Genomic DNA, 7983 nt, shown 5'->3' with positions numbered 1-7983 from the left:
CGAGACCAAGGACCGCGAGTTCGAGGACAACATCTCGGCCTGACGGCTATTCCGCTCCGGCCATGCTCCCCAGCTTTGCCGCCGAGCTCCCCACGATTTCAGCCGCAGAAGGCTCGACGCACCGAGAATTCGGGCGACGCGCCGCAGGTTGACGCCTGAAGTTGGGGAACTCGGCGGTGAAAACTGGGGAGCTCGGTACGACGAAAGGGAGGTCGACGCTATGCGCCGACCTCCCTTTCTGCTGCCTGGGGCTTAGTCCTCGATGCTGGCGATCACGGAACCGGCCGAGACCGTCTGGCCAGGCTCCGCGGTGAGGCCGTGGATCGTGCCCGCGCGGTGGGCCGTGAGCGGCTGCTCCATCTTCATGGCCTCGAGGACGACGACGAGATCGCCCTCCGCGACCTGGTCGCCGTTCGAGACGGCCACCTTCACGATGGTGCCCTGCATAGGGGCCGTCAGGGCGTCGCCGCCAGCGGCCGCAGCAGCACCGCCGCGGGAGCCGCGGCCCTTCTTCGCCTTGCCCTTGCCGGGCTTCGCGACGACGCCGCCGAGCCCAGCGGGGATCGTCACCTCGAGGCGCTTGCCGCCCACCTCGACGACGACGCTCTGGCGCTCACCGCCGTCGTCCGTCCCTGCGCCGGCCGCACCGGCCTGCTGCCCGGTCCACGCCGGGATGTCGTTGACGAACTCCGTCTCAATCCACCGCGTGTGGACGCGGAAGGGGCCGGACTCGGGGGCGAACGCGGGGTCGCGCACCACGGCTGCGTGGAACGGCACGACCGTGGGCATGCCCGTGATCACGAGCTCGTCGAGGGCGCGGCGAGACCGCTGGAGCGCCTGCTCGCGCGTGGCACCCGAGACGACGAGCTTGGCAAGCATCGAGTCGAAGTTGCCGGAGATGACCTCGCCGGCCTCGATGCCCGAATCCACCCGCACGCCGGGGCCGGCCGGGTATTTGAGCGTCTCGACGGTGCCGGGCGCGGGCATGAAGTTGCGGCCCGGGTCCTCGCCATTGATGCGGAACTCGAACGAGTGGCCGCGGATCTCGGGATCGTCGTACCCGAGCTCCTCGCCGCGGGCCAGCCGGAACTGCTCCCGCACGAGGTCGATCCCCGTGACCTCCTCGGACACGCAGTGCTCCACCTGGAGTCGGGTGTTGACCTCGAGGAAGCTGATGGTGCCGTCCTGGCCGACGAGGAACTCGCACGTCCCCGCGCCGAGGTACCCGGCCTCCTTCAGGATCGCCTTGGAGGACTCGTAGAGGCGCTTGGTCTGTTCCTCGCTGAGGAACGGCGCAGGCGCCTCCTCGACGAGCTTCTGGTTGCGGCGCTGCAGAGAGCAGTCGCGGGTGGAGACGACGACGACGTTGCCGTGGGAGTCTGCCAGACACTGGGTCTCGACGTGGCGGGGCGCGTCGAGGAAGCGCTCGATGAAGCACTCGCCGCGGCCGAACGCCGCGGTGGCCTCGCGGACGGCCGAGTCGTAGAGCTCGGGGATCTCCTCCATGGTGCGGGCAACCTTGATGCCGCGCCCGCCGCCGCCGTACGCGGCCTTGATGGCCACGGGAAGTCCGTACTCGCGGGCGAACTCCACGACCTCGTCGGCGGAGGAGACCGGATCCTTCGTGCCGGGCACCTGCGGCGCTCCGACCTTCTCGGCAATGTGGCGAGCGCGGACCTTGTCGCCGAGCGCGGCGATGGCGTCGGGGGACGGGCCGATCCAGGTGATGCCGGCATCGAGGACGCGCTGTGCAAACTCGGCGTTCTCCGAGAGGAAACCGTAGCCGGGGTGGATGGCGTCGGCGCCGGAGGCACGGGCAGCGTCGAGGATCTTGTCCATCACCAGGTAGGACTCGGCCGCCGTCGTCCCCCCGAGAGCGAAAGCCTCGTCGGCGAGGCGTGCGTGCAGCGCGTCCCGGTCCGGTTCGGCGTACACCGCCACTGAGGCGATGCCCTCGTCGCGCGCCGCGCGGATGACGCGAACGGCGATCTCGCCGCGGTTGGCGATGAGGACCTTCGTGATGGGCTTGCTTCCAGCATTGGGGGACAAGGCAACTCCGTTCTGTACTCCCGTGAGCCTAGCGCTCCTTTGGTGGAATCGCCCATATTGGTGGCGATTTCAGCGGGGGAGGGGCCGATCCTTTGTGGACCTCCTACAAATCGCCCCAGAAGTCGGTGAGCCGCACTCCGGCCTCCGCGAAGAGCGAGCGCAGCGTAGAAACGGACAGGCCCACCACCGTGTGCGGATCCCCGTCCACCCGGGCGAGGAATGCGCCGCCGAGGCCGTCGATCGTGAAGGATCCGGCGCAGTGCAAGGGCTCGCCGGTCGCGACGTACGCGGCGATGTCGTCGTCGGACATCTCGGTGAACTCGACACCCGCCGAGGAGAGCTGACCCGACGCCCCGCGCGCATCGCGGCAGTCGACGAGCCAGTGTCCGGTGTGCAGGATGCCGGCGCGGCCGCTCATGGCCCGCAGCCGCTCCGTCGCGACGTCGGGGGTGTAGGGCTTGCCGAGGGCGTCGCCGTCCAACTCGAAGACCGAATCGCAGCCGAGCACGAACGCCCCCGCGGCATCAGGCAGCGCGGCCACCGCCTCGGCCTTCGCGCGGGCGAGCAGCAGGGCGGTCTCACCGGGCGTCGCGGCGGGATGCGAGGCGGCAAGCGCCTCCTCGTCCACCTCCGAGACAACGATGCTGTGCGGAATCCCTGCCTCCGTGAGGAGCTTCGTCCGGGCGGGCGACTTGGAGGCCAGGATGAGTGGAATCACGTGGTCAAGCCTAGTCCGGCCGACGCTTCAAGGTGGCGGGTGCCGTAGCGCAGGTACCAGATGAGCATCAGCAGCATCGCCACGATGTAGAAGGAGTGGAGCACCCAGATCGGCCCTGCCGGGAGGCTGAAGACGTAGATGGAGTGGACGGCGTTCCCCACGTTGCCGAGGAGGAGGTTCGAGAGGCTGTAGGACCGCAGGTCCTTGGTCCGCGCGGCCTTGACCAGCATCGGGAGGTTGCTGGATGCGAAGAGCACCGTGGAGATGATGCCTGCGAGGACCGGGAGTTCCATGGCTCCAAGGTACGAATCGGGGAGGGGCCGCCGCGTCGGGAGAAATGCGCAATCTGCGCGCGGCTGTCAGAAGCCCGCTGGGCAATTCTGCGCAGTCCCACGCTGCCCGGTCACATTCTGGGCCGTCACGATGCGACGGTGCCCGCGAGCCCGTGCTCGAACGCGTACGCGGCCGCGGCCGTGCGGGAGGGAAGTCCGAGCTTCAGCAGGATGTTGCTCACGTGGCGCGCCACAGTCTTCTCGCTGAGGAAGAGCTCGGCGGCGATCGCGCGATTGGCGCTGCCGGAGGCCACGAGGGCGAGCACTTCTCGCTCGCGCGGGCTGAGCGGCCCGGGGTCGGGGACGGGCTGCTCCGCGAGGAGGGCGGGCGCTGGGAGCACGGCGGACGACGACGGCGCAAGGCGGCTCAGCTGGTCGAGCGCCGGGGCTGCGCCGAGCTCGGCGAAGAGGCGGGCCGCGCCAGCCAGCTCCAGCCGAGCTGCGTCCTCGTCGCCGAGGTCGCCCAGCGCACGTCCCTTGAGGACGAGCGAACGGGCCGCCTCGTAGGGCGCATCCAGCTCGCACCAGCGGCGCCAGGCGGCGGTTGCGCGCTCGAGCGCCTCTTTGGCCCTGCCTTCAGAGAGCAGGACGGCGGCCGTGGCGTACGCGGAGAGCGCTTGAACCCACGGCATCGGGCGGGCGACGCTCAGCGCGGCCAATTCCTCGGCGGCGCCGAGGGCGGTGAGGGCATCCCCAGCCGCGAGCCCAGTCTCCACGAAGGCAGGCAGGAGCAGCCGGCGCTCGGTCGGGCCGATGTCATCAGCCGCCCGGCGGAGCATCGACAGCGCCTCGCCAGGGCGGCCCGCGGCCAGGCGGAGCAGCGCCCATCCGGGCTGGGGTTCGTAGCCCGAGCGGCGGGCCTGCTCATACGAGTCCTCGGCGGCCTCGAAATGGCCGCGGAGGCGTTGGATCTCGCCTTGCTGGTAGTAGGCGCCGTAGCGGGCCGACCGGTCGCCGGCCTCGAGCATGCTCACGGCCTGGCGTGCAGCCTCCTCCGCCTCGTCCCAGGCGCCATGAAGGCAGAAGAGCTCGGCTCGGTGGTAGTGGCAGCGGCCGCTGAAGGCGACGAGCCCGCCCTGCGAGAGGCGCCAGCGATCCAGGGCGCTGGTCCACTCCTGGGCCCGGGCCACATCGAACGCGAGCTGGCAGCTTTCGATCACGGAGCAGTAGACGATCCCGGAGGCGAAGGCGCCGACCTCTCCAGACATCACTGCGACCAGAGCCTCGTCGAACAGCTCCATGCCCTCCGCGATGCTGCCTAGCTTGACGTGGGCCTGGCCGCGACCGAGGTGGCAGAGGGTCGTGATCTCCGGATCCTGACCAGAGCTCGCAAGGTTCTCTCCGCGGCCGAAGAGGTCCAGGGCGGCCGCCGGGTCCCCGCCGTAGAGGGCTTCCTGCGCCTGCGGGAAGAGGGCGAATGCCTGCTCTGGGACCGACTCGTCGAGCTCGTCGAGCAGATGGAGCGTCCGGCCGAGCCATCCCGAGGCCTCGGCCGGCTCGTCGGCGGCCATGAAGTAGATCCCGAGCCAGGCGGCGATCCGTGATGCCGTGCGGATGTCGCCCACGAGGAGGTACTCCTCGTGGGCGTGCGCCAGATGGCCGATTCCGGTGCCGAAATGGCCCATGAGAATGGCGACGGTGCCGAGCCGCAGCAGGTCTTCGGCAGCGAGACCTGAGTCTCGTTCGGCCTCAGTGAGTTCCTCGAACGCGTCCTGCCACCGGCGCGCGGCGTACGCCGTGCGTCCGCGGTCCACAGCGCTCGACGTCGACACTGAACTCTCCGGGCTGTCCGCGCTCCCCCGGGGGCGCGCCTTGCGGTCAGGATAGCCCCAGGAGCGCGTGCCTTGCTAGCGTCCCGCGGGCTCGGGCTCCCGATGCTTCGGGTGGTGCGCCGTCGTCGTCCGTTCGAGCTGGGCGCCCTCGATGTCCAAGTCCGGCAGGAGCCGCGCCAGCCAGCGCGGCAGCCACCACGCGGAGCGCCCGAGGAGGCGCATGACGGCGGGAACCAGAGTCATGCGGACCACGAACGCGTCCAGCAGCACGCCGAGCGCGAGGGCAAAGCCGAGCGGGCGGATCATCGTCAGGTGGCTGAAGATGAAGCCCGCGAAGACGCTCACCATGATGATCGCGGCCGCGGTCACCACGCGCGCGGCGTGGCGGAAGCCGGTCTTCACCGCGAGCTGCGCCCCCTGACCGTGCACGTACGCTTCGCGGATGCCGGACGTGATGAACACCTGATAGTCCATCGCGAGGCCGAAGAGGATGCCGATGAGCAGGATCGGCAGGAAGCTCAGCACCGCTCCGGGGTGGGTGACATCGAACACCGGCCCGAGCCAGCCCCACTGGTACACGCCGACCACGGCCCCGAAGGCCGCGCCGAGGGAGAGCAGGAAGCCTCCCGTGGCGAGCAGGGGAACCAGCAGCGAGCGGAACACGAGCAGCAGGAGCACGAGCGAGAGGCCGACGACGATCGCCAGGTAGGGCGGGAGCGCGTCGGCGAGCTTCGTGGAGACATCGACGTTCGCCGCCGTCTGGCCCGTGAGCCCGATCGTGGTGCCCGTGTCTGCCTGGATCTGGGCGCCCTTGGCCCGCAGGTCGTGGACCACTTGGACGGTGCTCGCGCTCGCCGGGCCGTCGGTCGGGATGACCTGGAAGACGCCGGTGCGCCGGTCCGGACTCAGGGCCACGGGGACGGCCGCCGTCACGTTGGCCACCGACCTGAGCTGGTCCGCGACGTCGAACTGCTTGGACTTCGCGGCGTTCGCGTCGAGCCCGGCGGGCAGCTCGCCCACCACGATGATCGGACCCGTCATGCCCTGTCCGAAGTACTTGCCGGTGGCGTCGTAGGCCTTGAAGGCACTTGAGTCGACCGGCTCCGAGCCGCCGTCCGGCAGGGCGAGGCGGAGCTGCGCGGCCGGCAGCGCGAGCGCGCCGAGGAGCACCACCGAGGCGACCAGTGCGAGCCACGGGTGCTTGGTGACCCAGCCGCCCCAGCCGCGCTGCGACTTGGCGAGGTCCTCGCGGGCCTCCTCCTGAGCGTGGTCAGCCTCCGCGTTCTTCCTCTCCGCCTTCGCCCACCGCCGCTTGGAGATGATCCGACGGCCGGCGAAGCCCAGGACCGCCGGGAGCAGGGTCACGGCTACCAGCACCGAGACGGCTACCGTGGCCGCGGCGGCCACGCCCATAACGGCGAGGAACGGCAGTCCAGGAACCACGAGGGCAGTCAGCGCGATGATCACCGTGAGGCCCGCGAACAGGACCGCGTTGCCCGACGTTCCCGTGGCGAGGGCGATCGACTCCCGAGGTGGAATGCCCTGCAGGAGCTGCGTGCGGTGCCGGTTCACGATGAACAGCGAGTAGTCGATCCCCACCGCGAGGCCCAGCATGAGGCCGAGCATTGGCGTGGTGGAGCTCATCTGGATGACTCCTGTCAGCGCGAACGTGCCGCCCACGCCTACCCCCACGCCGATCAGTGCCATGAGCAGGGGCAGGCCCGCCGCGACGAAGGTGCCGAGCATGACCAGCAGGACGATTGCGGCCACGATCACGCCCGTCGCCTCGGAAGCGCCGAAGAGGCTCGAGATATCCTGCGTGAGCTCCTTGCTCGCGTGGGCCTGGACGCCCGGCACCGCCGCGGCGATGTCCTGGACCTTCTGGCGCAGGTCGGCGGGCAGGCCGTCGGTCGACTTCGTGAACTGGATCGTGGCGATCGCGGCCCTGCCGTCGGTGGAGACGAAATGGAGCCCCTGCGAGGCCTGCGCCTGACGCTCCCCGAGCGCAAGCTCAGCCTTTTTCTGCGCAAGCTGCGCGGCGCCGTCGTCCGCCTGCTTCTTGCCCGCGTCGTATTGCGCCTGGCCCGCGGCGAGCTGGGCTCTGCCCGCGTCGATCTGCGCCTGAGCGGACGCGGTGGCCTGCATGACGGCGGTCTGCGGGTAGCCCTGCGCCGCGAGCGCCTGCTTCTGGGCGTCGAGCTGGGCCTGCCCGGCGTCGAGCTTCGCCTTCGAGTCGGCGAGCTGCTGTGCGGACGCCGCGAGCTGCTGCTGGCCCGCAGCAAGCTGGGCCTCGGCAGCCGCAATCTGCTTCTGGCCGTCCGCGATCTGCGCCGCGGCGGCGTCCAGCTGAGCCTGAGTGGAGAAGGGATCGGTGGCGTTCTGGACGCCGTCGAGACCCTTGATCTTGTTCAGTGCGTCGGTGATGCCCTTCTTCTGGTCCGCAGTGAACGGCGCGTCCGGCGACTCGAAGACGATGCTCGCGCTGCCGCCCGAGGACGACGGCAGATCCGTCTTGAGCTTGTCCGCCATCCGCTGGGTCTCCGTGCCCGGGATCTGGAACGTGTTGCTCAGCGCTCCGTGGAACGCCAGAGCGGAGACGCCGACCGCAAGCAGGACCACGATCCATGCGGAGAGAACGAGCCAGCGGCGGTCGTACGCGAACCGGCCGAGCCGGTAGAGGAGAGAAGCCATGATGCCTTCTTGAGGGTGGCAGGGTGGGTGAGAAGCGGGGTGGGTGAGTAGGGGTCAGGAGGTCTTGAAACCGGACTTGAGGTGCTCGAACGACGTCACCAGGAGCTCGCGGAGGCGGCTGAGGGACGACGGCGAGAGGTCCCCTCCGCGTTCGGCCAGCCATACCTCGAGGGCGGCCTTGCCGCAGGACATGACGGCGCCGGCGAGGGAGTGGACGTAGATGGCGTCGAGCGCATCGCCCTCGCGTTCGCGGATGGCAGCCACGATCTTGTCGCTGCACTCGTCGAACGCCTGCAGCTGGAAGCGGGTCACCGGATCGTGGCCGTGCGAGACGAGGAACGACTGCGCCATCGGCTCGATGAGCTTGTTGTCGGCGAGGGCCAGAAGGATCTGGATGGCCGATTCGAGGAGCGGCTCGCCC

Annotated in this window: 6 protein-coding genes; all 6 read right to left on the bottom strand. The window is 69.9% G+C overall.

The window, feature by feature from the left end; all coding sequences use genetic code 11:
* Nucleotides 1-252: 252 nt before the first annotated feature.
* Entirely contained in the window at nt 253-2049 is a 1797-nt protein-coding gene (locus ACTHL9_RS05300; RefSeq protein ID WP_440517803.1) for an acetyl/propionyl/methylcrotonyl-CoA carboxylase subunit alpha, read from the bottom strand.
* A 103-nt stretch (nt 2050-2152) separates the two neighbouring features.
* A complete protein-coding gene (locus ACTHL9_RS05295; protein WP_440517802.1) occupies nt 2153-2767 on the bottom strand; it encodes a Maf family protein in 615 nt (204 codons plus the stop codon).
* Nucleotides 2764-3060, bottom strand: a complete 297-nt coding sequence (locus ACTHL9_RS05290; RefSeq protein ID WP_440517801.1) for a hypothetical protein — start codon at nt 3058-3060, stop codon at nt 2764-2766. Before ACTHL9_RS05290 ends, ACTHL9_RS05295 begins: the two co-directional genes overlap by 4 nt.
* Nucleotides 3061-3185: 125 nt before the next feature.
* Nucleotides 3186-4871 carry a LuxR C-terminal-related transcriptional regulator gene (locus tag ACTHL9_RS05285; RefSeq protein WP_440517800.1) on the bottom strand — a complete coding sequence of 562 codons (1686 nt, stop codon included), beginning with the start codon at nt 4869-4871 and terminating at the stop codon, nt 3186-3188.
* Between the two features lie 75 nt (nt 4872-4946).
* The gene (locus ACTHL9_RS05280; protein WP_440517799.1) at nt 4947-7562 is read right to left on the bottom strand and encodes an MMPL family transporter; all 2616 of its coding nucleotides are present in this window, start codon (nt 7560-7562) and stop codon (nt 4947-4949) included.
* Nucleotides 7563-7616: 54 nt separating this feature from the next.
* On the bottom strand, nt 7617-7983 hold a 367-nt coding region (locus ACTHL9_RS05275; protein ID WP_440517798.1), incomplete at its 5' end, for an acyl-CoA-like ligand-binding transcription factor.

The sequence above is a fragment of the Sinomonas sp. genome (genome assembly GCF_051955515.1).
Classification (GTDB): Bacteria; Actinomycetota; Actinomycetes; order Actinomycetales; family Micrococcaceae; genus Sinomonas.
This window is presented reverse-complemented; position numbering and strand designations above follow the sequence as displayed.

Coding starts and splice junctions, on each gene's coding strand:
- ACTHL9_RS05290 (WP_440517801.1), bottom strand. CDS start 3,060: ATGGAACTCCCGGTCCTCGCAGGCATCATCTCCACGGTGCTCTTCGCA.
- ACTHL9_RS05280 (WP_440517799.1), bottom strand. CDS start 7,562: ATGGCTTCTCTCCTCTACCGGCTCGGCCGGTTCGCGTACGACCGCCGC.